This is a genomic window from Variovorax sp. Soil_C_33 (assembly GCF_057656935.1).
On sequence record NZ_JBDGJK010000001.1, the window covers coordinates 335,786 to 359,934 of the forward strand.

Here is a 24,149-nt window from a genome sequence, read left to right on the forward strand (position 1 = left end):
AGCATCGCGGTTTGCGGAATTGCCATGTCCGCAGCACCCCTTCGCGAAACGCGAAGCCCCGGCCTAGAATGTCCCGATGGCCAGCACCATCAACCCGGCCCGCGTCGACTTCGTCACGCTGCGCCTTTTCTGCGCGGTGGCCCAGTCGGGCAGCATCACCAAGGGCGCCGAGGCCTGCCACCTGGCCTTGTCGGCCGCCAGCCGGCGCCTGTCGGATTTCGAGAACGCCACCGGCTCGAAGCTGCTCGACCGCAGCCCGCAGGGCATTGCGCTGACGCCGGCCGGCCACGTCGCGATGCAGCATGCGATGCGGCTGTTCCAGGGCTTCGAGCAGTTCAGCACCGAGCTCAAGGACTATTCGAGCGGCGTGCGCGGCCACGTGCGGCTGTGGGCCAACATGTCGGCGCTCACCGAGTTCCTGCCGGCGGCGCTCGCGACCTTCCTCGAACGCCATCCCGACATCCGCGTCGAGGTCGAGGAGCAGCTGAGCGGCGACATCGTCCGCGCGCTGGTCGACGGCCTCGCGGACGTCGGCGTGTTCGCCGAGAACACGCCCACCTACGGCCTGGACGTGGCGCCCTTCCAGACCGACGAGCTGGTGGTGCTGTGCGCCAGGCAGCATCCGCTGGCGCGCACGCGGCGCGCCGACTTCAAGACCTGCCTCGCGCACGAATTCGTCGGCCTGAACCGCAGCAGCTCATTGCTGGAACTGACCTCGCGCGCCGCCGAGCAGGCCGGCATCCCGATGCGCCTGCGCGTGCAGGTGCGCAGCTTCGACGCCATGTGCCACATGATCGCGGCCAACCTCGGCATCGGCGTGGTGCCGCTGGCGGCCTGCAAGGCGCAGGTGATCGCGCTCGACCTGCGGGTGGTGCGGCTCAAGGACGCGTGGGCCGTGCGTCGGCTTTTGATGGCGACCAAGACCGGCGAGACCTTGTCGCCGGCGGCGGACCTGCTGGTCCGCCACCTGCGCGCCTAGACCGTCCCCGCGCCCACCAGCATCTCGCACGGCCCGACGAAACCGTCGCCGGTTTCGAAGGCGCGCAAGGCCTCCTCGATGGCCTGCCAGGCCTGCGCCCGCTCCGCTTCGTTCAAGGCCACCATCATCTGGTGCAGCGCACCGAAGGACTCGCGCTCGAAGCGCACGCATTCCGCCGCGCTCGGCAGCTTGACCGGCGACGGCACCTTGCGCACTTCGATGTCGCGCAGGCCCGCCTTGGCGAAGGCGGCTTCGAGCACGCCTTCGGCGCCGAGCGAAAATGGCCCGGGCTGGCCGGGCAGCGGCGGCGGCAGCTTGGCGCGCTCGCGGATGATCTTCACCGGGATCGAGAAGAAGGCATTGCGATCCGGCGTCGAGTAGACGATGGCTGCCACCCGCCCGCCCGGCCGTAACGCGCGGCACATGCCCGCGAGCGCGCGCTGCTGGTCGGGAAAGTAGATCAGGCCGACGCGGCTGATCGCGGCGTCGAAGGAGCCGGCGGGCAGCGCGTCGAGCGCCTCGCCGTCGAGCTCGCGCGTTTCGACGTTGGAGAGGCCGGCTGCCCGGGCGTCCGCGGCTGCGCGTTCGAGCAAGGCGGGCGCAATGTCGGTGGCGAGCACATGGCCGCTTTCGCCCACGCGCCGCGCCGCCGAGATCGACTGTTCGCCGGCGCCCGCGGCAACGTCGAGCACCCGGGAGCCCGGGCCGATGCGGACCAGGTCGAACATGGTCTCCGTCGCCTCGCCGAGCCAGTCGCCGAGGAAGGGTCCCCAGCGGTGCCAGGCCTCCGCAGCGGCCTGCCACTGCGCGCGGGTCGTGGTCTTGAAGGCGGCGGCATCGAATGCCGGCTGCAGAACGGTGCTCATGGTGCGTCTCCAGAAGAAAGAGGTGCATCAAGCATCGTTGCGCGCGGTCCTGTGCGCCAGTCCAGAAATTGAACTGGTCTTGAAGGCTCGACAGGAATAGATTCGCTCCATGATCGACTATGGCCAGTTCTGCACCGTCGCGCGCGGCGCCGAGGTGCTCTGCGAGCGCTGGACGCCCTTGGTCGTGCGCGAGCTGATGTGCGGCAGCACCCGCTTCAACGACATTCGCCGCGGCGTTCCGCGCATGTCGGGCTCGCTGCTCGCGCAGCGGCTGCGCAAGCTCGAAGAGGTCGGCGTCGTCAAGCGCGTGCAGGGCGCGGGCGTGTCGGCGGAGTACCACCTCACCGGCGCCGGCGAGGAGTTGCGGCCGATCGTGATGGCGCTGGGCCACTGGGGTGCACGCTGGATCGGCAGCCGCCTGAAGCGCGGCCAGCTCGATGCCGGCTTCCTGATGTGGGACATCCGCCGCTTCGTGCGGCTCGACGAATGCCCGCGCGGGCGCTGCATCGTCGTCCACTTCCGCTTCACCGATGCGGCCGAAGGCGAGCGCCGCTGGTGGCTGGTGGTGGACAAGGGCAGCGCCGACCTGTGCCGCGACGATCCCGGCGAGGACGCGACGCTGATCGTCGAATCGACGGTGCTGGCACTGACCGAAGTCTGGACCGGCGACCGCGATGCCGACGCGCTGATCCGCGAACGCCGGTTGCGCGTCACGGGCACCGCGCGCGATGCGCGCGACCTGTGGCGCTGGCTGGGCCGCAGCGCTTTTGCCGAGACGCGCGAGGCCGCCCTGAAGACCTAGTGTGCTGTCCCGCCGAGGGCCTTGGTCAGCATCACGAGGTCCAGCGCCAGCCGTCCGCTGCTGGCCACCTGGTCGCGCTGCGCCTGCAGCAGTGTGCGCTGGGCGTCGAGCTGGACCAGGAAGTCGGTCAGCCCGTTGTCGTAGCGCACGCGCGCCAGTTCCCAGGCGTCGCGGCTGTGGCGCTCCTTCTCCACCAGTTGCAGGTGACGCTGCCGGTCTGCCGTGTAGGCGCTCAAGGCATCGTCGATCTCGTGCCAGGCCCTCAGCACCGTCTGCTGCCACGCGACTGCCGCTTCCTGCTGCTGCAGCTCGCGCAAGGTCACCGTGCTGCGGCGCCGCCCGCCGTCGAAGATCGGCAGCTGCAGGCTCGGGCCGACCGACCACTGCCGGCTGCCCCATTCGCCGAAGCTGCGGCTTCCGACCGATTCGAAGCCGAAGTTCGCGCCCAGCGTGATGCGCGGATACAGGTCGGCGACGGCAACGCCGATGCTGGCGGTGGCCGCATGCAGTTGCGCCTGCGCGCGCTGGATGTCGGGCCGGCGCAGCGCCGCGTCCGAAGGCAGGCCGGGCGAGAGATCGGGCAATGCGCTCGCGGGCGCCTCGGCACGCTCCGCCAGGTGCGCCTGCAGCGCGCCGGGGCGCTCGCCGGCCAGCAGCGTGATCTGGTTGATGGCCTGCGCTTCCTGCGCCAGCAGCTGCGGCAGCCGCGCGCGCAGATCGGCTGCCTGCGCGCGCTGGCGCGTGACGTCGAGGTCGGTGGTGAGGCCGCCGTCGGCGCGCGCCTTGACCAGCTCGAGCGTCTCCTCGGCAGCGGCGACGTCGGCACGCGCGATGCGCAGCTGGCGCTGCGCGGTGCGCAGCTCGAAGTAGTTGCGCGCCAGCTCGGACTGCACGCTGAGCTGCACCTGCGCCAGCATCGCCTGCGAGGCCGCGAGGTTGGCGTCGGCAGACTCGATCGAGCGCCGCACGCGGCCCCACAGATCGAGCTCCCAGGCCGCATCGAAGCCGGCCTGGTAGAGATTGTGCGGCTCGCTCAGCACGCCGATCAGCTCCTCGCGGTTCGAAGGATTGAGCGCATCGACCAGGCGCGTGCCGGAACCGAATTCGCTCTGGCGCTGGCGCGTCGCCGCGGCGCTGGCGTTGAGCTGCGGGCCGCGCTGGGCCTCGGCCGCCTGTCTTTGCGTTCGGCTTTGCGCGAAGCGCAGCGCCGCCGTCTGCACATCGTGGTTGGCCGCGAGCGCCCTGGCCTGCAGCGCGTCGAGCACCGGGTCGGCGAAGACCGACCAGCCGATCGGTGCGCTCGCGGTGCCTCGAAGCTGCGGATCGAGCAGCTCGGGCGAGCCGCCATGCCAGGCCGAGAAGTCGGCCGGCGCCTCGGGCGTCGGCGCCTTGAAATCGGGACCGACGGCGCAGCCGGCCAGCACCAGCGCGGCGAACATCGGCAAGGCACGGAGGAGGCGATGGGAGATCTTCATGTCGTGTCCCCTTTCTTCAAACAAGGCGGTTGCGGAAAAGCCAGGCGGCGAGCGGCAGCGTGATGACCGCAATCACGACGAGCGGGATGAGGTTGTGCCAGACGGTCAGGAGGCCCACGCCCTCGAGGTAGACGCGCTGCACCAGGTCGATCGCGAAGCGCAGCGGATTGGCCAGGGTCGCGATCTGCAGCGCTTGCGGCATGTTGCTGACCGGCGTCGTCAGTCCCGACAGCAGCATCAGCGGCATGATCAGCACGAAGGTGTAGAGCATGGCCTGCTGCATGCTGGCCGACACCGCGGAGATCGACAGGCCGATGCCCACGCTCGCGATGGTGAAGCAGGCGAGGCCGGCGTAGAGCGTGACGAAGGAGCCGGCCATCGGCACCTTGAACCATAAGAGCGTGACCAGGAGCACGATGGTGGACTGCAGCAGCCCGATCAGCACCGGCGGCACCGCCTTCCCGACCATGATCTCCATCGGCGACAGTGGCGTGACGAGCAGCTGGTCGAAGGTGCCCTGCTCGCGTTCGCGCGCCACCGACAAGGCCGTCAGCAGCAGCGTCTGCAGCATGCTGAGCGCGGCGATCATGCCGGGCATCAGGTTCCAGCGCGTCTCGAGGTTCGGGTTGTACCAGGCGCGCGAGGCGATGGTCACCGGCGCCTTCGCGCCGCCGTGCTGCAGTCGCCACTCGTCGTTGAAGTCCGCCACCACGGAGGCGATGTAGCCGCCGGCGGAACCGGCCGTGTTCGAGTTGCGGGCATCGATGACGAGCTGGATCGGCGCGCTCTCGCCCGCGCGCAGCTGCTCTTCGAACTGCGGGCCGATCTGGAGCACCAGCAGCGCCTGCTGCGCATCGATCACGCGTGCGATGTCGGCCTGGGTGGCGAGCGTCGCGGCGCGGCGGAACACGCCGGTGCCGTCGAGCTTGGCGACCAGCGCCGTCGAGGCGCCGCTCCTGCTCTGGTCGAGCAGCGCGTAGTCGACGTTGCGGAGGTCGTAGGTGGCGGCGTAGCCGAACAGCAGGCTCTGCATCAGCGCCGGCACCACCAGGATGGCGCGGCTGGACGGGTCCTTCAGGATCGCCAGGAACTCCTTGCGGCAGAGGTTGGCGATGCGAAGCAGCAGCGCGACGAATGAACCGTGCATGGCGAAGCCTTCAGTCGAGTTTCTTGCGCGTGACGAAGCGCGTCAGGCCGAGCAGCAGCACCGCATAGACGATCAGGATCGCGCAGTTGCGCAGCACCAGCGGCCAGACGTCGCCGGCCAGGAACAGCGTGCGGATCAGCTCCATGAAGTAGGTGGCCGGCAGCGCCTGGCCCACGATGCGAACCGCCGCCGGCACGTTGCGCAGGTCGAAGAGAAAGCCCGACAGCATCAGCGAGGGCAGGAAGCTCGCGAGCAGCGCGACCTGGCTGGCCAGGAACTGGTTGCGCGTGACCGAGGAGATGACCAGCCCGATGCCGACCGCCACCAGCATGTAGAGCATGGCGGCGAGGATCACGAGCGCGAGCGAGCCGACCATCGGCACCTCGAACAGGAAGCGCGCGGCGACCAGGCACAGCGCGAGCCCGACCATCCCGATGCCGAAGTAGGGAATGATCTTCGCCAGCAGGATCTCGACCGGCCGCACCGGCGTGACGAACAGCGCCTCCAGCGTGCCGCGCTCCCATTCGCGCGCCATTACCAGCGCCGTGAGGAAGGCGCCGACCAGGGTCATGATCAGCACGATCAGCCCCGGCACCAGGTACCAGGTGCTGGTGTTGGCGCTGTTGAACCACATGCGCTGCTCGATGCTGACCGCGCCGATGCCGTTGCCGGCTTGTCCGCGGTCGGCCTGCCGCTGCGCGTTCTGCCCCAGCGCAGCCGTGGCGTAGCGCAGCACGATGCTGGCGCGGCCGGCATCGGCGCCGTGCACGATGACCTGGATGCGCGCGTCGCCGGCCGCGAGCCGGCGCGAGAAATCGCCGGGCACGCGCACGATGCCGTCGACCTTGCGCTCGCGCATCAGCAGATCGGCCTCGCGCATCGAGCCCAGCATCACGGGCGAGATGTAAGGCGTGAGCTGCAGCCCGGCCACTGCATCGGCAGCCGTGGGCGAGCTGTCCTCCATCACCACCGCGAGCGGCGCGTTCTTGACGTCGAGCGAGAGGCCGTAGCCGAAGATCAGGATCAGGATGATCGGCAGCAGGATGCCGATGGCGATGCTGCTCGGGTCGCGCACGAGCTGCCGCGTTTCCTTGCGCGTGAGGGCCATGAGCCGGCGCCGGAAGCCACTCATGCTCGGGCCTCGCGTGACTGGGTAACGATGCCGATGAAAGCCTCTTCCATGTCCGGCGCGCTCCCCGCCTGCACCCGCACCTGCTGCGGCGTGCCGATGGCCAGCAGCTTGCCGGCGTCCTGGATCACGATGCGGTCGCAGTACTCGGCCTCTTCCATGAAGTGGGTGGTGATGATGACCGTCACGCCGGCTTCGGACAGCGCGGTGATGCGGCGCCAGAACTCGCGCCGTGCCAGCGGATCGGTGCCGCTGGTGGGCTCGTCGAGAAACAGGATCTCCGGCTCGTGCAAGAGGCCGGCGGCCATGGCCAGGCGCTGCTTGAAGCCGCCGGGCAAGAGGCCGCTCGCGGCCTTCTCCTGGCCCAGCAGGTCGAACTGCTGCAGCACGGTCTGCATGCGATCCCGCAGGCGCTGCCCGCGCAGGCCGTAGGCGCCGCCGAAGAATTCGAGGTTCTCGGCGACGGTAAGGTTGCCGTAGAGCGCGAACTTCTGCGAGACGTAGCCGATGCGGCTGCGCGCCTGCGCGCGCGCATGGCGCAGATTGACACCCGCCACCTGCAGGAAGCCGCTGGTCGCGGGCAGCAGGCCGCAGAGCATGCGGAAGGTGGTGGTCTTGCCGGCGCCGTTGGGGCCGAGCAGGCCGAAGATCTCGCCGCGCCGCACGTCGAAGCTGGTGCTGGCGACGGCGGTGAAGTCGCCGAACTTGCGCACCAGGTCCTTCACCTCGATCACGACTTCGTCGGGCTCGCCCGCGACGGCAACGCTTGCGACCTGCGGCGGCGCTGCGGCAGTGCCGCTTTGCTTCTCCTTCTTTTGCTTCGCGCGCAGCAGCACCATGAAGCCGTCTTCCAGGCGCGCCGCCACCGGCTCGACCGGCGCGCCGTCGAAGAGCGCGGCCAGCGCCTGGGCGTCGGCATCGGGCCGGCGGATGAAGCGCACCTCGCCGCCTTGCGGCACGGCATCGACGATCACGGCCGGCGCATCCAGGAGCTTCGCCTGCAGCGTGCGCGCCGGCACGCCCTCGGGCGGCCTGGCAATGAAGCACAGATCGCGCGCGTTGTCGCGGATCTGCCGTGGCGCGCCCTGCGCGATCAGCCGGCCTTCGTGCATCACGAAGACCTGCGCACAGCGTTCGGCTTCGTCGAGGTAGGCGGTGCTGACGATCACGGACAGCCGCTCGTCGTCGACCAGCTGCCGCACGATCTCCCAGAGCTCGCGCCGCGAGAGCGGATCGACGCCCACCGTGGGCTCGTCGAGCAGCAGCAGCTCGGGCGAGCGCACCAGCGTGCAGGCCAGGCCCAGCTTCTGCTTCATGCCACCGGAGAGCTTGCCCGCCGGGCGCGCGGTGAAGCGGCCCAGGTCGGTCATCTCCATCAGCCGCGCATAGCGCTCGCGCCGCACATTCTTCGGCACGCCGTGCAGGTCGGCATAGAGGTCGAGGTTCTCCTGCACGCTCAGGTCTTCGTAGAGCCCGAAGCGCTGCGGCATGTAGCTGATGCGGTCCTGCACGGCCTGCGGATCGGCCGCCACGTCGATGCCCAGCACCTGCAGCGTGCCTTGGTCGGCGCGCAGCAGCCCGGCCGCGAGGCGCAGCAGCGTGGTCTTGCCCGCGCCGTCGGGGCCGACCAGCGCGCAAAGCCTGCCGGCGGGAACCTGCAGCGACACGTCGCCGAGGGCCTGCACCAGCAGCTTGGAGCCCTTGACTTCGAAGCCCTTGTGGAGGCCCTGGCCGGCGAGCGCCGGCGCGGCGGCGTTCATCAGCGCGCGCCTCCGGCCGCCGCGAGCTTGGCGCCGTCGAGCGACAGCCGGACCGTGACCGGCATGCCCAGCCGGAGCCGGTCTTCCTTGTCGTCTGCCAGCACTCGGATCTCGTACACCAGGCTGCTGCGGAGCTCCTCGGTCTGCACGGTCTTGGGCGTGAACTCGGCCACCGAAGAGATGTAGCCCACCTTGCCGGCGAGCGGCTGGTTCGGGTGGCTGTCGGTCGTGAGCGTACCCGCCATGCCGGGCTTGATGCGCCCGAGGTCGGCTTCCGTCACATAGGCGCGCACCCACTTGGGGTCGGTGATGGCGAGCGTGAACACCGGGCGCTGCGGCGAGGCCATGTCGCCCGGCTCCATCAGGCGCGCGCGCACCACGGCATCGATGGGGGCCTTGAGCTCGGCCTGGCTCAACTGGTGTTGCAGCAGCGCGAGCTCGGCGCGCGCCACCTCGAGCTGGGCCTGGGCCTGCGCGATGTCTTCCTTGCGCGGCCCGGTCACGACCAACTGCTGCGCCTTGCGCGCGTTCTCGAGTTGCGCCTCGGCCACCTTGCGGCGCGCCTGCGCGCTGTCGAGATCCTGCTGGCTGACCGCGCGGCCGGCCGTGGTCTGGCGGATGCCCTGCAGCCGATCGAGCTGCTGGCGGGCCAGCTCGGCATCGGCCTGGGCGGCGGACACGCCGGCGCGCGCCTGCGCCACTTCCTCGGGGCGGCTGCCGGTCTTCAGGCGCTGCAGCGCCTGCTGCTGCACGCCGATCTGCGCCTGCGCCTGGGCCGCGCGCAGTTCGAGCGTGCGCGTGTCCAGCGTGCCCAGCACCTGGCCGGCTTTCACATGGTCGCCCTCCTGCACCTCGAGCCTGCCAATGCGCTCGCTGCCATTGAAGGCCAGCGAGACCTGGCGCACGTCGACGTTGCCGTAGAGCACCAGCGTGTCGCGGTCGGCGGGCTTGCGGTTGAAGTACCAGGCGGCCGAAACGACGGCCGCCAGCAGGACGATGGCGCCAACGATGAGGGGTTTCTTGCTCATGGCTTTGCTCTTGCTTTCCGGCCGGTGCGTCGTCGATGAAGTAGACTGGATGATAACGAATTTGAATTCCAATTCAAACTAATTCCGCCTTTGCTGCAGTCTTATGCCAACCACCGCGAAAAAGAAAGTTTTAGCCGCGCCTGTGCGGCGCGCACCGCGCCCCGACGGCGCCGCCACCCGGTCGCACCTGCTCGAAACCGCGGGCCGGGTGTTCGCCGAGCGCGGCTATGCCGATGCCACCAGCAAGGAGATCTGCGAACGCGCGGGCACGCCGATGGCCTCGGTCAACTACCACTTCGGCAGCCGCGAGGCCTTGTACGAGGAGGTGCTGGTCGAGGCGCATCGCCAGATCGTGAGCGTGGACGAGCTGATCGAGATGACGCGCTCGCTCGGCGACCCGCGGCAGAAGCTGCGCGCACTGCTCGCGCACATGCTGGCACCCTCTTCGCGCGCGGCCGCGCCCTGGGGCTTTCGCGTCGTGCTGCGCGAGATCATGTCGCCGGGGCCGCTGGCGCCTGCGCTGGTGGAGAAGGCGGTCAAGCCCAAGGCGAAGTTGCTGCTGGGCCTGATCTCGGAGATCCTGGAACTGCCGCCGGACCATCCCGCGGTGCAGCGCGCCCTCGTCTTCTCGGTGCTGCCCTGCATCGTGATGCTGGTCGCGCCGAAGGAGATACCCAGCAAGGTGCTGCCGGCGATCGCGAAGGACAGCGAGGGGCTGCTCGAGGACCTGATGCGCTACATGTTCGCCGGGCTGGATGCGCTCGCGGGCGCGCACCGCAAGCCCGCGCGCGCTTCACGCGCCTAGTGCCGATTTCAACTCAGGTCGAGCGCATGCCTTACGCTTCGCGAACATGAAACAGATGCGCATTCAACGGATTCCTGATGTCGTCTTGAGGGCTGTATGCGGGTAGCGCCATGGCGCTGGGCGCTTGCCTTGTGCATGCTGACGATTCTGGTGCTCTCCCTGATGCCCCCGTCGCCGAGCATGCCCACCACAGGCTGGGACAAGAGCAACCACGCGCTGGGTTTCGCGGCGCTCGCGGTTCTCTCGCACTGGGCGTGGCCCGGGCGCACTGTCTTCGCGTTGGCCGGGTTGCTGGCGTATGGTGGGCTGATCGAGGTGCTGCAGTCGTTTACCCCCAGCCGCTATGCAGAGTTCGGCGACCTGTTCGCCGATGGCGCCGGGCTGGCATTGGGCGCAGTCCTCGCCAGGCTTCTGGCTCTTTGGATGTCTCGACGGCAAGCGCGTTAGCGTTTCAATCCCGGCGCAGTGGGGTCGACCGGGGGAAGAGGCCTCACAGCACCAGCAAGGCCCGGAAGTCGTTGACGTTGGTATGCGTCGGCCCCGTCACGCACAGGTCGCCGATCGCATCGAAGTAGCCGTAGGCGTCGTTGCGGTCCAGGTGGTCGGCGAGCTTGCGGCCTGTGGCCTCGGCGCGCGCCAGCGAGTCGGGGGTGACGAAGGCGCCGGCGTTGTCCTCCACCCCGTCGATGCCGTCGGTGTCCGCCGCCAGGGCCCACACATTCTTCTGCCCTGCCAGCGCGCCCGCGAGGCCGAGGCAGAACTCGCCGGCCCGGCCGCCGCGGCCCTTGGCCTGGCCCGGCTGGCGCGGCCGGATCGTGACCGTGGTTTCGCCGCCCGAAAGAATCACGCAGGGCTTCGCGAAGGGCGCACCGCGCAGCGCCACCGCGCGCGCCAGCGCGCCGTGCACCTTGCCGACTTCGCGCGACTCGCCTTCCATCTCGTCGCTCAGGATGTACGCCTCGATGCCGGCCGCGCGCGCCGCGGCGGCCGCGGCTTCGAGCGATTGCTGCGGCGTCGCGATCAGGTGCGTGGCATGGCCCTTGAATACCGCATCGGCCGGCTTGGGCGTTTCGAGCGCGCCGCTTTCGAGCTGCGCACGCACGGCGGCCGGCACCGCGATGCCGTAGCGGTCGAGGATGGCCAGCGCGTCGGCGCAGGTCGTGGCATCGGGCACCGTCGGCCCGCTCGCGATCACGGCCGGATCGTCGCCCGGCACGTCGCTGATGGTCAGCGTGACCACTTGCGCCGGTGCGCAGGCCGCGGCGAGGCGGCCGCCCTTGATGCGCGAGAGATGCTTGCGCACGCAGTTCATCTCGCCGATGTGAGCGCCCGATTCGAGCAGCTGCTTGTTGATGCGCTGCTTGTCGGCCAGCGTGAGGCCCTCGGCCGGCAGCGTGAGCAGGGCCGAGCCGCCGCCCGAGATCAGGCATAGCACCAGGTCGTCGGCCGTGAGCCCTTCGGTCAGGGCGAGCATGCGCTCGGCGGCCTTGAGCCCGGCCTCGTCGGGCACCGGATGCGCGGCTTCGACGATCTCGATGCGCTTCGTCAGCCCTTCGGGGCGGGGTGGAATGTGGTGGTAGCGCGTGACGACCAGGCCCTCGAGCTTCGCGTCGGCCGGCCACAGCGCCTCGAGCGCCTGCGCCATCGAGCCGCCGGCCTTGCCGGCGCCGAGCACCAGCGTGCGGCCCTTGGGGGGCTGGGGCAGGTAGGGGGCCATGCTGGCGAGAGGCAGCGCCCGTTCGACCGCGACGCGGTAGAGATGTTCGAGGAAGTCGCGCGGCGCGGCGTGCGGATCGGGTACCGGATTCGATGGGTTCATTGGCTTCAGTCTCCAGGCCCGATTGTCCACGGTGCCCTAGTTCGTTTTTGCGCCGCCTTCGAACCACTTGCCGATCAAGGCGCGCTCTGCGTCGGTGATGCCGGTCGAGTTGTTCATCGGCATGATCTTCGTGACCACCACCTGCTGGTAGACGCCCTGCGCATGCGCCGCCACCTGGTCGGGCGTGTCGAGGCGCACGTTCTTCATCTGCACCTGCGCACCGTGGCACATGTAGCAGCGCTGCTCCAGCACCTTCTTGACGTCGCCGAAGGCCACCTTCGGCGCCGCGGCGCCGGCCACCGGCGCGGCCGCGGGCTCGGGCCGCATCCAGACGATGGAAAGGCCCAGCACCACGACGCCGACCATCGCATAGGGCAGCGGATTGCCCGCGTTGCCGAGCTTGAAGCGGTGCCGCACGACGAAGAACTGCCGGATCGCCGCGCCGCCGAGCATGATCAGCAGCAGCACGATCCAGTTGTACTTGTGCGTGTAGGTGAAGCTGTAGTGATTGCTCAGCATCGCGAACAGCACCGGCAGCGTGAAGTAGGTGTTGTGCACGCTGCGCTGCTTGCCGCGCTCGCCGTGGATCGGATCCACCGGCAGCCCGGCACGCAGCGCCGCCACGTTCTTGCGCTGGCCCGGAATGATCCAGAAGAACACGTTGCCGCTCATGGTCGTGGCCATCATCGCGCCGACCAGCAGGAAGGCCGCGCGGCCCGCGAACCACTGGCAGGCCAGCCAGGTCGCGAAGACGATGAAGAGCGCGACCAGCACGCCGACGATGGTGTCGCCGTTCTTGCGCCGGCCGAAAAGCTGGCAGATGCCGTCGTAGACCATCCAGAAGACGACGAAGAAGGCCAGCGCCACCGCGATCGCGGCGCCCGGCTGCCAGTCCATCTTGGACTTGTCGATCAGGTAGGTGCTCGCGTTCCACAGGTAGGACATCGTGAAGAGCGCGAAGCCGGTGATCCAGGTCGAGTAGCTCTCCCAGTACGACCAGTGCAGGTGGTCCGGCAGCTTCTTCGGCGCCAGCGCGTACTTCTGCATGTTGTAGAAGCCGCCGCCGTGCACCGCCCACTGCTCGCCGCCGACGCCCTTGTCCAGGGACTCGGGGTCCTGCGGCTTCTCGAGGCTGTTGTCCAGCATCACGAAGTAGAAGGACGCGCCGATCCACGCGATGGCAGTGATGACGTGGACCCAGCGCAGCAGCAGATTGGCCCAGTCGAGGTAGTAGCTTTCCATGTGCTCAACCTTGCATTGGCCTGCTCACCACTGCGGGCGCTGTAAGCAGAGAGAGTGCCGCGAACGCAGACCCTCGTGGGGGTCTCGCTCCGCTGCGGCCTGTGGACTGAAGTGTATACACTTTTGGGCTTGTATTCGAGAGTTTTCTGCCACACGGACGTGCTGGAAAACCCTAGCTCAGCGATTGCAACAACTGTGCCGCCACCGCCACGGCAATGACTTCCGGCTCCTTGCCGGAGATGCCCGGCACGCCGATCGGGCAGGTGATGCGCGCCAGCTCCTCGGCCGTGAAGCCCCTTGCCTCCAGCCGGTGGCTGAAGGTCGCCCACTTGGTCTTGCTGCCGATCAGGCCGACGTAAGGCAGGTCGTTGCGTGCGCGCAGGCGCTTCAGGCAGGCGATCACGATGTCGAGGTCCTCGGCATGGCTGAAACTCATGATCAGCACCCGCGAACCCGGCGCGAGCTGCGCCACCGCGTCCTGCACCGGCTCCGAATGCTCGGTTTCGATCTGCGCCGGCAGCGCCTCGGGGAACACGCCGTCGCGGCTGTCGATCCAGCGCACGGTGAAGGGCAGCGTCGACAGCAGCCGCGCCAGCGCGGCCCCCACGTGGCCGCCGCCGAAGAGCGCCACCGGCTCCAGGTGCGCGAGGAGCTCGCCCTGCAGCGCCTTCGCGTCCGATGCCGCGATGCGGCGGAACGAGAGGAACACCACGCCGCCGCAGCACTGGCCCAGGCTCGGGCCCAGCGGATAACGCCGCACGCCTTCGATGGCCGGGCCGCCGGCCAGCCAGGCGCGCGCTTCCTCGATGGCCTGGAACTCCAGCTGGCCGCCGCCGATGGTGGCCGTGAGCCCCTCGGCCCAGACCGCCATCCAGGTGCCGGCCTCGCGCGGCGCCGAGCCCTGCGTCTTCTCGACGCGCACCAGCACGCCCTCTTCGCGCGCGAGCCGTGCGAGCAGTTCGTCGACCATGCCGTTCATGCGCGATACCCTCTGTAGTGGGAGCGCCTTGTGCGCAAGGTATAAATCCACCGATGGACCTGCAACTCTTCACGCCGCTGCGCCGCGCCCTCGCGGCCGCCCTCACGACCGTACTCGGCCTGGCCGGCTGCGGCACGCCCGGCCCCACGGCGCCGATCACCTCGACCGTGCCCGGCCAGTTGAGCCGCGCCGTTCCCGATGGTCAGACGGCCAAAGCGATGCCCCGGCCCTCGAACGCCGCCAATGCCCGCGAATACCGCCAGGATGCCGCGCGCCACATCTATGCGCGCAACGGCGCGCGCATCTACAGCGGCAAGCTGCCGCCGCTGCTCTATGCCGTGGGTACGCTGCAGGTCAGCCTCGACGCCAACGGCAAGGTGGTCTCGATGAACTGGATGCGCGCGCCCAAGCACGCGCCCGAAGTGATCGCCGAGATCGAGCGCACCGTGCTCGAAGCCTCGCCCTACCCGGCCGCGAGCCGCATCGGCAAGCTGGTCTGGACCGACACCTGGCTGTGGGACAAGGGAGGGCATTTCCAGCTCGATACGCTCACCGAGGGTCAGTCGCAACACTGAGGCTGACTGGCAACATTCAAGATCCCCGGTAGGTGGAGTAGCTCCACGGGCTCACCAGCAGCGGCACGTGATAGTGCTGGTCGGTGTGGGCCACGCCGAAATCCAGCGACACGCGATTGAGGAAGTTGGGCTCGGGCAGCTTCACGCCCCTGGCCTTGAAGTACCCCGCCACGTCGAACACCAACCGGTAGGTGCCGACCTTCAGCGTGCTGTTGTCGTAGAGCGGCGCATCGCTGCGGCCGTCGGCATTGAGCGTGAAGCGCTTGACGAGCGTCGCCTGCTCGCCCTCGGTGGTGTACAGCGCAACCTCCATCCCGGCCGCAGGGCCGCCGTGCATGGTGTCCAGTACGTGGGTGCTCAAGCCCATGGTTGTGCTCCTTCAAGGCATTCCATTCGGGAAATTCCGGTCGACAAAAGTGTATACAGTTTTAGGCTTTGGGTCTATCATGAAAAACATGGACTCGACCACCACCCGCGCCATCGTCGACGCACTCACCAAGGCCATTGTGGAACACCGGCTGCAGCCCGGCAGCAAGCTGGCCGAGCAGAAGCTGGCCGACCACTTCGGTGTCTCGCGCACGCTGGTGCGCCAGGCGCTGTTCCAGCTGTCGCAGAACAAGCTGATCCGGCTCGAGCCCGCGCGCGGCGCCTTCGTCGCCGCGCCGGCGGTCGACGAGGCCAAGCAGGTCTTCGCGGTGCGCCGCATGCTCGAAGCCGAGATGACGCGCGCCTTCGTGCGCAGCGTGACACCGGCCAAGATCAAGGCGCTCAGGGAGCACGTGGCGCTGGAGAAAGCCGCGGTCTCGGGCGAAGACGTTTCGGGCCGCACCGAGCTGCTCGGCGACTTCCACGTGCGCATGGCGGAGCTCATGGGCAACGCGGTGCTGGCGCAGATCCTGGGCGAGCTGATCTCGCGCTGCGCCCTGATCACGCTGATGTACCAGAGCGCGAGCGCGGCCGAACACTCGAACGACGAGCACGCCGACATCGTGAAGGCACTGGCCGCCAAGGACGAGGAGCGCGCGGTGCAGCTCATGACCGAGCACCTGCTGAACGTCGAGGCCAACCTGGTTTTCGACCGCAAGGTCCCGACTCACGACATCAGTCTCGCCCTCGCCTGAAGACCATGAGCCGCAGGGCCGTTCCCAAGGCGAATACCGGAGCGCGAAGCGCGGAGGTTATTTAATGAGCATCATCTACGACACCACCCTGCCCTACCCGCGCGACCTGGCCGGCTACGGCCGCAACCCGCCCCATGCGCAATGGCCCGGCCGCGCGCGCATCGCGGTGCAGTTCGTCCTCAACTACGAGGAAGGCGGCGAGAATTGCGTGCTGCACGGCGACACGGGTTCCGAGCAATTCCTCTCCGAGATGTTCAACCCGGCGAGCTTCCCGGACCGGCACATCAGCATGGAAGGCATCTACGAATACGGCTCGCGCGCGGGCGTCTGGCGCATCCTGCGCGAGTTCGAGAAGCGCGGCCTGCCGCTCACCGTGTTCGGCGTCGGCATGGCGCTCGAGCGCTACCCGGAAGTCGCGGCCGCCTTCAAGGAACTGGGCCACGAGATCGCCTGCCACGGCTGGCGCTGGATCCACTACCAGAACCTCGACGAGGCCACCGAGCGCGAGCACATGCGCCTGGGCATGGCCGCGATCGAGAAGCTCACCGGCGAGCGCGCGCTCGGCTGGTACACCGGCCGCGACAGCCCGCGCACGCGCCGCCTGGTGGCGGACTACGGCGGCTTCGAATACGACAGCGACTACTACGGCGACGACCTGCCCTTCTGGATGAAGGTGCAGAAGACCGACGGCAGCGTGGTGCCGCAGCTCATCGTGCCCTACACGCTGGACTGCAACGACATGCGCTTCGCATTGCCGCAGGGCTACTCGCACGCCGACCCCTTCTTCCAGTACATGAAGGACAGCTTCGACGCGCTCTACGCCGAAGGCGAAGAGGCCCCCAAGATGATGAGCATCGGCATGCACTGCCGCCTGCTCGGGCGCCCGGGCCGCATCACCGCGCTGCAGCGCTTCCTCGACCACATCGGGAAGCACGAGCGCGTGTGGGTCTGCCGCCGCCTCGACATCGCGCGCCACTGGAGAGCCACCCATCCTTATTCCGACACGAAGGGAGCCTGACATGGCCCTGAGCATCGAACAACTGAATGCCGCCTCGCCCGAGGAGTTCACCGCCCTGCTCGACGGCACCTACGAGCATTCGCCGTGGATCGCGAAGCGCGCGGCCGGCGCCCGGCCCTTCCGCTCGCTCGCGCACCTCAAGCATGCGCTGGTGCAGGCGGTCGCCAAGGCCTCGGCCGACGAACAGCTGGGCCTGATCCGCGCCCACCCCGAGCTCGCGGGCAAGGCCATGGTCAGCAAGACGCTGACCGCCGAGTCCACGCACGAGCAGGGCAAGGCCGGCCTGACCGACTGCACGCCCGAGGAGTTCGCGAAGATCCAGCAGCTCAACGCCGACTACAACGCGAAGTTCGGCTTTCCCTTCATCCTCGCGGTGCGCGGACCGCGCGGCACGGGCCTCTCCAAACGCGAGATCATCGACACCTTCGAGCGCCGGCTGCACAACCATCCGGGCTTCGAGCTGGGCGAGGCGCTGCGCAACATCCACCGCATCGCGGAGATCCGGCTCGACGACAAGTTCGGCGTCGAACCCGCCCTCGGCAACGACGTGTGGGACTGGCAGGAACAGCTCTCGGTGCACACCGATCCGGGCTACGCCGAAAAAGGCCAGCTCACCGTGACCTACCTCACCGAAGCCCACCGCGCGTGCGCGCAGCAGATTGCGGGCTGGATGCGCGAGGCCGGCTTCGACAGCGTGGAGATCGACGCGGTCGGCAACGTGGTCGGCCGCTACGAAGCCGCCACGCCGGGCGCGAAGACGCTGCTCACCGGCTCGCACTACGACACCGTGCGCAACGGTGGCAAGTACGACGGGCGGCTCGGTATCTTCGTGCCGATGGCCTGCGTGCGCGAGCTCAAGCGCCAGAACCGCCGCCTGCCCTTCGCTTTCGAAGTCGTCGGCTTCGCCGAAGAGGAAGGCCAGCGCTACAAGGCCACCTTCCTCGGCTCGGGCGCGCTGATCGGCCACTTCGATCCCAAGTGGCTGGACCAGAAGGACGCCGACGGCATCACCATGCGCGAGGCGCGGCATATCGCCGGCCTCAAGGAAGAAGACATCCCCGGGCTGCAGCGCGATCCGGCCAGGTACCTCGGCTTCGTCGAAGTGCACATCGAGCAGGGCCCGGTGCTCAACGAGCTCGACATCCCGCTCGGCATCGTGACCTCGATCAACGGCGGCGTGCGCTACGTCGGCGAAGTGATCGGCATGGCCAGCCACGCCGGCACCACGCCGATGAACCGCCGCCGCGATGCCGCCGCCGCGGTGGCCGAGCTGATCCTCTTCGCCGAGCAGCGCGCCGCGAAGGACGGCGACTCGGTCGCCACCGTCGGCATGCTCGAGGTGCCGAGCGGCTCGATCAACGTGGTGCCGGGTCGCTGCAAGTTCAGCCTGGACATGCGCGCGCCCAACAACCCGCAGCGCGACGCGCTGACCGCCGATGTGCTGGCCGAGCTCGAGGCCATCTGCGAGCGCCGCGGCGTGCGCTACACGCTGGAAGAAAGCATGCGGGCCTCGGCCGCGCCGAGCGCGCCCGAATGGCAGCAGCGCTGGGAGAAGGCGGTCGACACGCTCGGCGTGCCGCTTTTCCGCATGCCCAGCGGCGCCGGCCACGACGCGATGAAGCTGCACGAGGTGATGCCGCAGGCCATGCTCTTCGTGCGCGGCATCAACTCCGGCATCAGCCACAACCCGCTCGAATCGAGCACCAACGACGACATGCAGCTGGCGGTCGAAGCCTTTCAGCTGCTCCTAGACAATCTGGCCGCCGAAAAGACCCAATGACCATGACCGACTACAACAAACTCGACGCCTGGATCGACGCCCACTTCGACGAGGAGGTGCAGTTCCTGCAGCAACTGGTGCGCGTGCCCACCGACACGCCCCCGGGCAACAACGCCCCGCACGCCGAGCGCACGGCCGAGCTGCTGAAGGACTTCGGCTTCGAGGCCGAGAAGCATGCCGTGCCAGACCAGGAGGTGAAGGATTACGGCCTCGAATCGATCACCAACCTGATCGTGCGGCGCAGGTACGGAAGCGACGGCCGCACCGTGGCGTTGAACGCCCATGGCGACGTGGTGCCGCCCGGCGAAGGCTGGACGCACGATCCCTACGGCGGCGAGATCGAGGGCGGCAGCCTCTATGGCCGCGCCGCCGCGGTCAGCAAGAGCGATTTCGCGAGCTTCACCTTCGCGCTGCGCGCGCTCGAAGCGGTGGCCAGGCCGGCGCGCGGCAGCGTCGAGCTGCACTTCACCTACGACGAGGAGTTCGGCGGCATCCTGGGCCCGGGCTGGCTGCTCAAGAACGGCCTCACCAGGCCCGACCTGATGATTGCGGCCGGCTTCAGCTACGAGGTGGTGACGGCGCACAACGGCTGCCTGCAGATGGAAGTCACGGTGCACGGCAAGATGGCGCATGCCGCGATCCCGACCTCCGGCGTCGACGCGCTGCAGGGCGCGGTGCAGGTCCTGAACGCGCTCTATGCGCAGAACACGCTCTACAAGCAGGTGACGTCGAAGGTCGAGGGCATCACGCACCCCTATCTCAACGTCGGCCGCATCGAGGGCGGCACCAACACCAACGTCGTGCCCGGCAAGGTGGTCTTCAAGCTGGACCGCCGCATGATCCCGGAAGAGAACCCGGTCGAGGTCGAGGCCACGATCCGCAAGCTGATCGCCGACGCCGCGGAGGCGCTGCCCGGCATCACGGTCGAGATCAAGCGCCTGCTGCTGGCCAATTCGATGAAGCCGCTGCCGGGCAACAAGCCGCTGGTCGAGGCGATCCAGAAGCACGGCCAGGAAATCTTCGGCGAGCCGATCAAGGCCATGGGCACGCCGCTCTACACCGACGTGCGCCTGTACGGCGAGGCCGGCATCCCGGGCGTGATCTACGGCGCGGGCCCGCGCACGGTGCTCGAGTCGCACGCCAAGCGCAACGACGAGCGCGTGGTGCTCGAAGACCTGCGGCGCGCCACCAAGGTGATCGCGCGCACGCTCAGCGACCTGCTGAGCTGAGCCTGCGCGCGCGCGGGGCATCCCGCATGAATCCGATGCGTGCACGGCGGCGTATATCTGGCAGCCGCCGGCAATGCAGCCGCATTTCCAGGCGGCCCGACCCACTTTTTTTTGGAGTCCCGCCATGGATACGAAGCGCACCGCCATCGCCGCCCTCGGCAGCCTCGCAGTCTTTGCTGCGCAAGCCTTCCAGGGCGAGCAGAACCCCCTGCCGCCCCCGCCCTTCCAGTCGACGATGACGCGGGCGGCGGTTCAGGCGCAGGCCAGAACGCCGATTCAGATCAGCAACGGCGGCACCGGCGTGCGGGCTCCCATCAGCGTGGCCGACCGCGCCATGGTCCGCGCAGGTGCCCGGGCCATTGCGGCCGGCGGCGCAGCCACCTACGGCGAGAACTGAGAACAGAGCGGCGCCCGTAAGGCGCCGCCCGTCTTCAGAGGAGTTCCTCGTCCACGAACATGGACACCACCGACAAGCGCAGCCGCTGGCCCCAGTTCGAGTTCGGCTCGTCTGCGAACACGACCTTGTCCTGTCCGTCTTGCGCGACCCACTGGAGTCCCGGCTGGTCGGCGGTGCTGCGAACCTGGTAGCTCCGGGGCAGCCGTTCGCCCTGCAGCAGGCTTGCCACCTGCCCGGCCAGCGCCGGGCTGTCGACGATCAACCCCATCTCGGTGTTGGAGTGGGCCGAGCGGCGGTCCATGTTCAGCGAGCCGATGTAGAGCCAGCGCTGGTCCACCACCGCCACCTTGGCATGCAGGCGGCCGAGCGAGCCGCGCAGTTCGCCGGCGGCGCCGTCCCGCGTCTCGGCGCCGGGCATCAGCTCGAACAGAGAGACGCCCATCTGCAGCAAGGCACCGCGGTAGCGCGCGTAGCCGAAGTGCACCAGCGGCTCGTCCGTCGTGGCCAGCGAGTTGGTGATGACCGACACGCGCACCCGGTTGTCGGTGGCCTGCTTGAGGATCTCCAACGTGCGCCGGCCCGGAACAAAGTAGGGCGACGCGACGAGCACCTCGGAGCGCGCCGACTGCATCAGCTCGAGCTTGCCGTTCATGACGGCGCCGTAGGCGAGCGATGCATCGCCCAGCGCGGCCTTGGCCGGCGCATCGGCGATCACGCGGGCGGCGGCGATGTGCAGTTCGAGGCGCCCATTCGCCAGCTGCGAGCCGACGCTGCTCTGGCCGAGCGGATCGCGCGCCGCCACCGTCAGCTCGGCGGCGCCGGCTGCACGCACGGTGTCGTCGAACTGGCGCCGGGCGGCTTCCGACGAAAACTCCGCTGCCGCGAGGCTCTGGATCGGATAGGCATGCTCGCTGTTCCAGTAACCGTCGAACACCGCCGACAGCTCACGCACCACCGGTCCGGCCGCGAACATGTCCATGTCGATGAAGTTGGCGGGCTCGCTGCGGCCGAAGTACGCGTTGGCGATGTTGCGGCCGCCGGTGATCGCGAACACGTTGTCGGCGACCAGCAGCTTGTTGTGCATGCGCCGGTTGACGCGCGAGAACTCGTGCAGCGAGAACAGCACGCGCGAGGCGACGCCGCCGTCGCGCACCGCCAAGGGGTTGAACATGCGCACTTCGAGGTTCGGGCGGGCGGCCAGGCCGGCCAGCAGCGCGTCCTGGCCGGCTGCGTGCAGGTCGTCCACCAGGAGGCGCACGCGCACGCCACGGGCGGCGGCGTCGGCCAGCCCGCGCAGGAACTGCCGGCCGGACAGGTCGTCGGCGATCTGGTAGTACTGCGCGTCGATGCTTTTCTCGGCTGCACGGACCAGCGCGATGCGGGCCTCGAAAGCCTGGTCGCCGGCGGGCAGCAGGCGCATGCCCGACAGCTGGCCGTTGCCGGCCGGCATCGATGCGGCGGCCACCGCGGCGAGGCGGGTGTCGGCCACGTCGATGCGGGCTTGCGAGTTCGGGCGCTGCACGCCGCTCGGCAAGCCGGCACAGGCCGTCAGCATCCCGAACAGCACCACGACGAAGGCCCACACCGCCAGCCGCGGGTCGGCCTTGGCTTGGGCGAGCGCGATCAGGCGCAGGCCGACGCAATGGGCGATCAGCAGGGGGCAGCGGGGGAAAAGGGAGGTCATGGCAGGCTCTCTCTGGTGTGCCTCTAATCTATGCAGAGCCCCCCTTTGTCACGAGTGCGCAGTGCGCCGCACGGATGTGACATTGGTCACAGCCGGCGGCGCGCCCGATAATCGTTTGCCGCCATGCAGCCGCCTGGCCGCGCCCCCTGCGCAGCACCCGGAGTGACCGATGAATTCCGACGACGCCAATGACCGCCTGCCGCAGCCCCTGCTCGATGCCATCGCGCCGCACGGGTCGACGCGCTCGTTCGCCGCCCACGCGATCCTGATCAACGAGGGCGACACGACCGATTCGCTCTACATCCTGTTGAGCGGCCGGGTGAAGGTCTACGCCAGTTCGGAGGACGGCCGCGAGGTGGTGCTCGCCGAGTACGGTCCCGGCGAGTATTTCGGCGAACTCTCGATCGACGGCGAGAAGCGCTCGGCATCGATCAAGGCGCTCACGGCCTGCAGCTGCCGCGTGGTCCAGGGTTCGGAGCTGCGCCAGTTCCTCGCGGAGCACCCGGACTTTGCGGTGCACCTGACCCACAAGCTGATCCGCATGGTGCGGCGCCTGACCGAGCAGGTTCGCAGCATTGCGCTGCAGGACGTCTACGGCCGCATGGTGCGCGTGCTGATCGAGCTGTCCGAGCCGGCCGGCGAGGAGCGCGTGCTGCGCCACAAGCTGACGCAGCAGGACATCGCCGGCCGCATCGGCTCCTCGCGCGAGATGGTGAACCGGGTCATGAAGGAGCTCACCGCCGGCGGCTATGTCACCCAGCGCGACGGCCGCCTTGTGATCCTGCGCAAGCTGCCGCCGGCCTGGTAGCGGCCCGGCTTAGGGACCCGGCACCACGCGCCATACCGGCACCTGGCGCTGAAAGCCCTTGAGCGACAGCTCGCCCGCCTGCTGGATCGACCACTCGCCTTCGGGCTGCGCCTCCTGCAAGGCGGCCTGGACGCGCTGCGACAGCAGGATCTCGCCACCCTCCGCTTCTCCGCACAGGCGCGCGGCCAGGTTGGTCACGGTTCCGATGGCCCCGTAGTCGATACGCCCTTCGAAACCGATGCTGCCGATGGTCGCGAAGCCTTGCGCGATGCCGATGCCCATGTGCAAGTCGTAGCCGCGCCGGCGCCACTGGCTGCTGAGGTGGTGCATCTCCTGCTGCATCCGCACCGCCATGCGCACCGCGCGCTCCGGCGCGTCGGGCACCGGCAGCGGGTCGTTGAAGAAAATCATCATGCCGTCGCCGGAAAAGCGCTCCAGCGTGCCCTCGTGGGCCAGCACCAGCCGCCCCATCGCCGCGTGGTATTGGCCCAGCACGGCCATCACCTCCTCGGGGTCGGCCGTCTCGGTGAAGGCGGTGAAGCCGCGCAGGTCGAGAAAGACGACGGTGATCTCGCGCCGATGGCTCTGCAGCGGATCGTCGGCGCCGCCGGCCAGGATCGCCTGGGCCAGCTGCGGCGAGAAGAAGCGCTTGAGCTGCCCCACGCGCTCGAGCTGCCGGGCGGCATCGGCCACGCGCTGTTCGAGCGTCAGGTTCCAGGCCTGCAGCTCGGCCCTTTGCCGCTGGACCTCGTCGTACAGGGCTTTGACGCGCAGCAGGGAGCGCACGCGCGCCATCAGCTCGGCCTGGTGGATGGGCTTGCTCAGGAAGTCGTCCGCGCCCGCCTCCAGCCCCTTCACGCGCTCGTGCTCCGGGTCCAGCGCGGTCACCAGCACCACCGGCAGCACCGCGCATGCCGGATCGGCACGGATCGCGCGGCACACGTCGTAGCCGTTCATCCCCGGCATCATCACGTCCAGCAGGACCAGGTCGGGCAGATCGGCGGCGATGCGCGCCAGCGCTTCCTCGCCGGAGGCCGCGGTGCTCGTTCGATAGCCGCGCGCGCTCAGCACGTCGGCGAGCAGTCTGACGTTCTTTTCGACGTCGTCGACGACCAGGATGTGGGCACTCATCGCGATCCCTTCTGCTTCAGGAAGCGATCGACGGTCGCGCGCAGGGTCTTCAGGGCGATCGGCTTGGTCATGAAGGCGTCGAATCCCGAGTTCACGATGCTGCGATGGTCCTCGGGCATGACCGAGGCCGACACGGCGATGACCGGGATCGCCTGCAACACCGGATGCGCGCGAATCTTCTGCAAGGCAGCGATGCCGCTCATGCCCGGCAGCTGCACGTCCATCAGGATCAGGTCGGGCGGGTGGTCGATGGCCAGCTGCACGCCCGCCTCGCCGGTCTGCGCCTCCAGCGTGGTGTGCCCCGCGTGCTGCAGGACGTCGCGCATCAGCTTCATGTTCTTGTCGTTGTCTTCGACGATCAGGATGGTGCTCATT

The 24,149-nt window shown here is 68.8% G+C and carries 24 protein-coding genes; 11 read left to right on the forward strand and 13 right to left on the reverse strand.

All coding sequences use genetic code 11. The features are described from left to right. Nucleotides 1-76: 76 nt before the first annotated feature. The gene (locus tag AC3A6B_RS01730) at nt 77-979 is read left to right on the forward strand and encodes a LysR family transcriptional regulator (RefSeq protein ID WP_487835016.1); all 903 of its coding nucleotides are present in this window, start codon (nt 77-79) and stop codon (nt 977-979) included. Here the strand turns inward: AC3A6B_RS01730 and AC3A6B_RS01735 are convergent. Next, a complete protein-coding gene (locus tag AC3A6B_RS01735; protein ID WP_487835017.1) occupies nt 976-1,845 on the reverse strand; it encodes a class I SAM-dependent methyltransferase in 870 nt (289 codons plus the stop codon). The genes AC3A6B_RS01730 and AC3A6B_RS01735 overlap by 4 nt on opposite strands. A 109-nt stretch (nt 1,846-1,954) precedes the next feature. Between AC3A6B_RS01735 and AC3A6B_RS01740 the strand changes: the two genes are divergently transcribed. Further along, the gene (locus AC3A6B_RS01740; protein WP_487835018.1) at nt 1,955-2,647 is read left to right on the forward strand and encodes a winged helix-turn-helix transcriptional regulator; all 693 of its coding nucleotides are present in this window, start codon (nt 1,955-1,957) and stop codon (nt 2,645-2,647) included. On the opposite strand, the gene AC3A6B_RS01745 is transcribed toward AC3A6B_RS01740, so the two are convergent. Genes AC3A6B_RS01745 through AC3A6B_RS01765 form a run of 5 tightly spaced genes read right to left on the reverse strand, consistent with a single transcriptional unit; the run spans nt 2,644 to nt 9,186 of the window. Beyond that, the gene (locus AC3A6B_RS01745; protein WP_487835019.1) at nt 2,644-4,122 is read right to left on the reverse strand and encodes an efflux transporter outer membrane subunit; all 1,479 of its coding nucleotides are present in this window, start codon (nt 4,120-4,122) and stop codon (nt 2,644-2,646) included. The two genes, AC3A6B_RS01740 and AC3A6B_RS01745, sit on opposite strands and share 4 nt — an antisense overlap. A gap of 16 nt (nt 4,123-4,138) precedes the next feature. Next, nucleotides 4,139-5,269 (reverse strand): ABC transporter permease, encoded by a 1,131-nt coding sequence (locus tag AC3A6B_RS01750; protein ID WP_487835020.1) that lies wholly within the window; start codon nt 5,267-5,269, stop codon nt 4,139-4,141. A gap of 10 nt (nt 5,270-5,279) precedes the next feature. After that, complete coding sequence (locus AC3A6B_RS01755) at nt 5,280-6,401, reverse strand: ABC transporter permease (RefSeq protein WP_487835021.1); 1,122 nt, start codon at nt 6,399-6,401, stop codon at nt 5,280-5,282. After that, on the reverse strand, nt 6,398-8,158 hold the full coding sequence (locus AC3A6B_RS01760) for an ATP-binding cassette domain-containing protein (protein WP_487835022.1): 1,761 nt from the start codon (nt 8,156-8,158) through the stop codon (nt 6,398-6,400). Before AC3A6B_RS01760 ends, AC3A6B_RS01755 begins: the two co-directional genes overlap by 4 nt. Next, nucleotides 8,158-9,186: an HlyD family secretion protein gene (locus AC3A6B_RS01765; protein ID WP_487835023.1), complete on the reverse strand. Its 1,029-nt coding sequence runs from the start codon at nt 9,184-9,186 to the stop codon at nt 8,158-8,160. Before AC3A6B_RS01765 ends, AC3A6B_RS01760 begins: the two co-directional genes overlap by 1 nt. Before the next feature lie 142 nt (nt 9,187-9,328). Between AC3A6B_RS01765 and AC3A6B_RS01770 the strand changes: the two genes are divergently transcribed. Together AC3A6B_RS01770 and AC3A6B_RS01775 are read left to right on the forward strand one after the other, a co-directional pair. Next, on the forward strand, nt 9,329-9,991 hold the full coding sequence (locus AC3A6B_RS01770) for a TetR/AcrR family transcriptional regulator (RefSeq protein WP_487835024.1): 663 nt from the start codon (nt 9,329-9,331) through the stop codon (nt 9,989-9,991). Between the two features lie 135 nt (nt 9,992-10,126). Beyond that, complete coding sequence (locus AC3A6B_RS01775; protein ID WP_487835025.1) at nt 10,127-10,438, forward strand: VanZ family protein; 312 nt, start codon at nt 10,127-10,129, stop codon at nt 10,436-10,438. Between the two features lie 43 nt (nt 10,439-10,481). Here the strand turns inward: AC3A6B_RS01775 and AC3A6B_RS01780 are convergent, their stop codons facing one another. From AC3A6B_RS01780 to xdhC, 3 genes are all read right to left on the reverse strand, one after another. After that, nucleotides 10,482-11,810: a glycerate kinase type-2 family protein gene (locus AC3A6B_RS01780; RefSeq protein WP_487835026.1), complete on the reverse strand. Its 1,329-nt coding sequence runs from the start codon at nt 11,808-11,810 to the stop codon at nt 10,482-10,484. A 36-nt stretch (nt 11,811-11,846) separates the two neighbouring features. Continuing rightward, nucleotides 11,847-13,052: a urate hydroxylase PuuD gene (locus AC3A6B_RS01785; protein WP_487835027.1), complete on the reverse strand. Its 1,206-nt coding sequence runs from the start codon at nt 13,050-13,052 to the stop codon at nt 11,847-11,849. 172 nt (nt 13,053-13,224) lie between these two features. Beyond that, the gene (xdhC, locus tag AC3A6B_RS01790; protein WP_487835028.1) at nt 13,225-14,031 is read right to left on the reverse strand and encodes a xanthine dehydrogenase accessory protein XdhC; all 807 of its coding nucleotides are present in this window, start codon (nt 14,029-14,031) and stop codon (nt 13,225-13,227) included. Between the two features lie 53 nt (nt 14,032-14,084). On the opposite strand from xdhC, the gene AC3A6B_RS01795 reads away from it, so the two are divergent. Continuing rightward, nucleotides 14,085-14,606, forward strand: a complete 522-nt coding sequence (locus tag AC3A6B_RS01795; protein WP_487835029.1) for a hypothetical protein — start codon at nt 14,085-14,087, stop codon at nt 14,604-14,606. A 16-nt stretch (nt 14,607-14,622) separates the two neighbouring features. Here the strand turns inward: AC3A6B_RS01795 and uraH are convergent, their stop codons facing one another. Continuing rightward, nucleotides 14,623-14,973, reverse strand: a complete 351-nt coding sequence (uraH, locus tag AC3A6B_RS01800) for a hydroxyisourate hydrolase (protein ID WP_487835030.1) — start codon at nt 14,971-14,973, stop codon at nt 14,623-14,625. A gap of 79 nt (nt 14,974-15,052) precedes the next feature. On the opposite strand from uraH, the gene AC3A6B_RS01805 reads away from it, so the two are divergent. The 5 genes from AC3A6B_RS01805 to AC3A6B_RS01825 all read left to right on the forward strand — a co-directional run bounded on the left by AC3A6B_RS01805 (nt 15,053) and on the right by AC3A6B_RS01825 (nt 20,151). Beyond that, on the forward strand, nt 15,053-15,727 hold the full coding sequence (locus tag AC3A6B_RS01805) for a GntR family transcriptional regulator (RefSeq protein WP_487835031.1): 675 nt from the start codon (nt 15,053-15,055) through the stop codon (nt 15,725-15,727). A 64-nt stretch (nt 15,728-15,791) separates the two neighbouring features. After that, nucleotides 15,792-16,745 carry an allantoinase PuuE gene (gene puuE / locus AC3A6B_RS01810; protein ID WP_487835032.1) on the forward strand — a complete coding sequence of 318 codons (954 nt, stop codon included), beginning with the start codon at nt 15,792-15,794 and terminating at the stop codon, nt 16,743-16,745. A 1-nt stretch (nt 16,746) separates the two neighbouring features. Continuing rightward, nucleotides 16,747-18,525, forward strand: a complete 1,779-nt coding sequence (uraD, locus tag AC3A6B_RS01815) for a 2-oxo-4-hydroxy-4-carboxy-5-ureidoimidazoline decarboxylase (protein ID WP_487835033.1) — start codon at nt 16,747-16,749, stop codon at nt 18,523-18,525. Between the two features lie 2 nt (nt 18,526-18,527). Next, nucleotides 18,528-19,754: a M20 family metallopeptidase gene (locus tag AC3A6B_RS01820; RefSeq protein WP_487835034.1), complete on the forward strand. Its 1,227-nt coding sequence runs from the start codon at nt 18,528-18,530 to the stop codon at nt 19,752-19,754. Nucleotides 19,755-19,878: 124 nt separating this feature from the next. Then, nucleotides 19,879-20,151 (forward strand): DUF4148 domain-containing protein, encoded by a 273-nt coding sequence (locus tag AC3A6B_RS01825; protein ID WP_487835035.1) that lies wholly within the window; start codon nt 19,879-19,881, stop codon nt 20,149-20,151. 34 nt (nt 20,152-20,185) lie between these two features. On the opposite strand, the gene AC3A6B_RS01830 is transcribed toward AC3A6B_RS01825, so the two are convergent. After that, nucleotides 20,186-21,835, reverse strand: coding sequence for a phospholipase D-like domain-containing protein (locus AC3A6B_RS01830; protein ID WP_487835036.1), 1,650 nt, complete (start codon nt 21,833-21,835; stop codon nt 20,186-20,188). Nucleotides 21,836-22,004: 169 nt separating this feature from the next. On the opposite strand from AC3A6B_RS01830, the gene AC3A6B_RS01835 reads away from it, so the two are divergent. Further along, nucleotides 22,005-22,643 carry a Crp/Fnr family transcriptional regulator gene (locus tag AC3A6B_RS01835; protein ID WP_487835037.1) on the forward strand — a complete coding sequence of 213 codons (639 nt, stop codon included), beginning with the start codon at nt 22,005-22,007 and terminating at the stop codon, nt 22,641-22,643. Nucleotides 22,644-22,652: 9 nt separating this feature from the next. On the opposite strand, the gene AC3A6B_RS01840 is transcribed toward AC3A6B_RS01835, so the two are convergent. After that, a complete protein-coding gene (locus AC3A6B_RS01840; RefSeq protein ID WP_487835038.1) occupies nt 22,653-23,774 on the reverse strand; it encodes an adenylate/guanylate cyclase domain-containing protein in 1,122 nt (373 codons plus the stop codon). Then, nucleotides 23,771-24,148: a response regulator gene (locus AC3A6B_RS01845; RefSeq protein WP_487835039.1), complete on the reverse strand. Its 378-nt coding sequence runs from the start codon at nt 24,146-24,148 to the stop codon at nt 23,771-23,773. The genes AC3A6B_RS01840 and AC3A6B_RS01845 overlap by 4 nt, the downstream gene beginning before the upstream one ends. Between the last annotated feature and the right edge of the window lies 1 nt (nt 24,149).

Coding starts and splice junctions, on each gene's coding strand:
- puuE (WP_487835032.1), top strand. CDS start 15,792: ATGAGCATCATCTACGACACCACCCTGCCCTACCCGCGCGACCTGGCC.
- AC3A6B_RS01845 (WP_487835039.1), bottom strand. CDS start 24,148: ATGAGCACCATCCTGATCGTCGAAGACAACGACAAGAACATGAAGCTG.
- AC3A6B_RS01785 (WP_487835027.1), bottom strand. CDS start 13,052: ATGGAAAGCTACTACCTCGACTGGGCCAATCTGCTGCTGCGCTGGGTC.
- AC3A6B_RS01835 (WP_487835037.1), top strand. CDS start 22,005: ATGAATTCCGACGACGCCAATGACCGCCTGCCGCAGCCCCTGCTCGAT.
- AC3A6B_RS01795 (WP_487835029.1), top strand. CDS start 14,085: ATGGACCTGCAACTCTTCACGCCGCTGCGCCGCGCCCTCGCGGCCGCC.
- AC3A6B_RS01745 (WP_487835019.1), bottom strand. CDS start 4,122: ATGAAGATCTCCCATCGCCTCCTCCGTGCCTTGCCGATGTTCGCCGCG.
- AC3A6B_RS01740 (WP_487835018.1), top strand. CDS start 1,955: ATGATCGACTATGGCCAGTTCTGCACCGTCGCGCGCGGCGCCGAGGTG.
- AC3A6B_RS01730 (WP_487835016.1), top strand. CDS start 77: ATGGCCAGCACCATCAACCCGGCCCGCGTCGACTTCGTCACGCTGCGC.
- AC3A6B_RS01825 (WP_487835035.1), top strand. CDS start 19,879: ATGGATACGAAGCGCACCGCCATCGCCGCCCTCGGCAGCCTCGCAGTC.
- AC3A6B_RS01760 (WP_487835022.1), bottom strand. CDS start 8,158: ATGAACGCCGCCGCGCCGGCGCTCGCCGGCCAGGGCCTCCACAAGGGC.
- AC3A6B_RS01805 (WP_487835031.1), top strand. CDS start 15,053: ATGAAAAACATGGACTCGACCACCACCCGCGCCATCGTCGACGCACTC.
- AC3A6B_RS01750 (WP_487835020.1), bottom strand. CDS start 5,269: ATGCACGGTTCATTCGTCGCGCTGCTGCTTCGCATCGCCAACCTCTGC.
- uraD (WP_487835033.1), top strand. CDS start 16,747: ATGGCCCTGAGCATCGAACAACTGAATGCCGCCTCGCCCGAGGAGTTC.
- xdhC (WP_487835028.1), bottom strand. CDS start 14,031: ATGAACGGCATGGTCGACGAACTGCTCGCACGGCTCGCGCGCGAAGAG.
- AC3A6B_RS01840 (WP_487835038.1), bottom strand. CDS start 23,774: ATGAGTGCCCACATCCTGGTCGTCGACGACGTCGAAAAGAACGTCAGA.
- AC3A6B_RS01820 (WP_487835034.1), top strand. CDS start 18,528: ATGACCGACTACAACAAACTCGACGCCTGGATCGACGCCCACTTCGAC.
- AC3A6B_RS01775 (WP_487835025.1), top strand. CDS start 10,127: ATGCTGACGATTCTGGTGCTCTCCCTGATGCCCCCGTCGCCGAGCATG.
- AC3A6B_RS01830 (WP_487835036.1), bottom strand. CDS start 21,835: ATGACCTCCCTTTTCCCCCGCTGCCCCCTGCTGATCGCCCATTGCGTC.
- uraH (WP_487835030.1), bottom strand. CDS start 14,973: ATGGGCTTGAGCACCCACGTACTGGACACCATGCACGGCGGCCCTGCG.
- AC3A6B_RS01780 (WP_487835026.1), bottom strand. CDS start 11,810: ATGAACCCATCGAATCCGGTACCCGATCCGCACGCCGCGCCGCGCGAC.
- AC3A6B_RS01755 (WP_487835021.1), bottom strand. CDS start 6,401: ATGAGTGGCTTCCGGCGCCGGCTCATGGCCCTCACGCGCAAGGAAACG.
- AC3A6B_RS01735 (WP_487835017.1), bottom strand. CDS start 1,845: ATGAGCACCGTTCTGCAGCCGGCATTCGATGCCGCCGCCTTCAAGACC.
- AC3A6B_RS01765 (WP_487835023.1), bottom strand. CDS start 9,186: ATGAGCAAGAAACCCCTCATCGTTGGCGCCATCGTCCTGCTGGCGGCC.